The organism is Streptomyces sp. M-16 (genome assembly GCF_052114405.1).
Classification (GTDB): Bacteria; Actinomycetota; Actinomycetes; order Streptomycetales; family Streptomycetaceae; genus Streptomyces.
This window is the reverse complement of sequence record NZ_JBFRER010000301.1, coordinates 1-921: the sequence shown is the minus strand read 5'-3', so window position 1 is coordinate 921 and position 921 is coordinate 1. Positions and strand designations below refer to the sequence as shown.

The window sequence follows — 921 nt, the reverse complement described above, 5'->3', positions numbered from 1 at the left end:
GCGCTCCGCCGCGCCGCGCTCCCGGCCCCCCTCACCCCCGCCGCCGGAGGCCGCCGCACCGGTCTGCACCGGCGCGCTGCGTACCCGCTCGATCAGCTCCTTCGGCCTGTGGATGCCGTCCGCGACGCCCGTGGACAGGACCCGCTTGCCCGCGAAGCGGTCGCGGCCGACCTCCTTGTCGGCGGCGATGATCACACCGTCCGCCTCTCTGACATCGTTGTCAGAGAGCACGTTCCCGGCCCCGATGGAACCTTGCGTCTCCACCTTGATGTCCACGCCGAGCTCGTCGGCGGCCTGCTGGAGCTTCTCCGCGGCCATGTACGTGTGGGCGATCCCCGTGGGGCAGGCCGTGACGGCCACGAACTTCGGGCGCTCGGGCCCGCCGGCGCCCCCGCCACCGGGAGGGCCGGCCGGGCTGGTGGTCACTGGAATCTCCTTCAGCCATCCGTCCTGCGGGGCCGCGCGCACGACCCGGTCCACCGGGCGTCCTGCCCCACGCAAGGGGTGCATCAAAAGTCCGAAAGGCCCCGAACCGTTCCGCCCAAGGGCCCGAAACCGGGGCGCGACACATCACCCTCACGACTGGGGCCGCTAGGCCGATCGGTGTAGATTCGTCGTCAGTGTCAGGCGTCGCTGCTGATGGCGGTCGGGCGGTCTCCGTGGCCGGCCGAGGGGAGAGAGGGCCCCCGACGGACTGTGCTCGGCGTACCGTCCCCGACGGCACGCGGCCCAGCCGTACCCACCCTCTCGAACCATGAGGAGCAGCACCCATGGACTTCAAGGTCGCCGACCTTTCCCTTGCCGCCTTCGGCCGCAAGGAGATCACCCTGGCCGAGCACGAGATGCCGGGTCTGATGTCGATCCGCCGGGAGTACGCCGAGGCGCAGCCGCTGGCCGGCGCCCGGATCACCGGTTCGCTGC

At 71.9% G+C, this 921-nt stretch carries 2 protein-coding genes; one reads left to right on the top strand and one right to left on the bottom strand.

What is annotated here, in order from left to right; genetic code table 11:
- Nucleotides 1-426: PTS fructose transporter subunit IIB (locus tag AB4039_RS42225; RefSeq protein WP_442273306.1), on the bottom strand; the 426-nt coding region annotated here is incomplete at its 3' end.
- Between the two features lie 344 nt (nucleotides 427-770).
- On the opposite strand from AB4039_RS42225, the gene AB4039_RS42220 reads away from it, so the two are divergent.
- Nucleotides 771-921: adenosylhomocysteinase (locus AB4039_RS42220; protein ID WP_442273307.1), on the top strand; the 151-nt coding region annotated here is incomplete at its 3' end.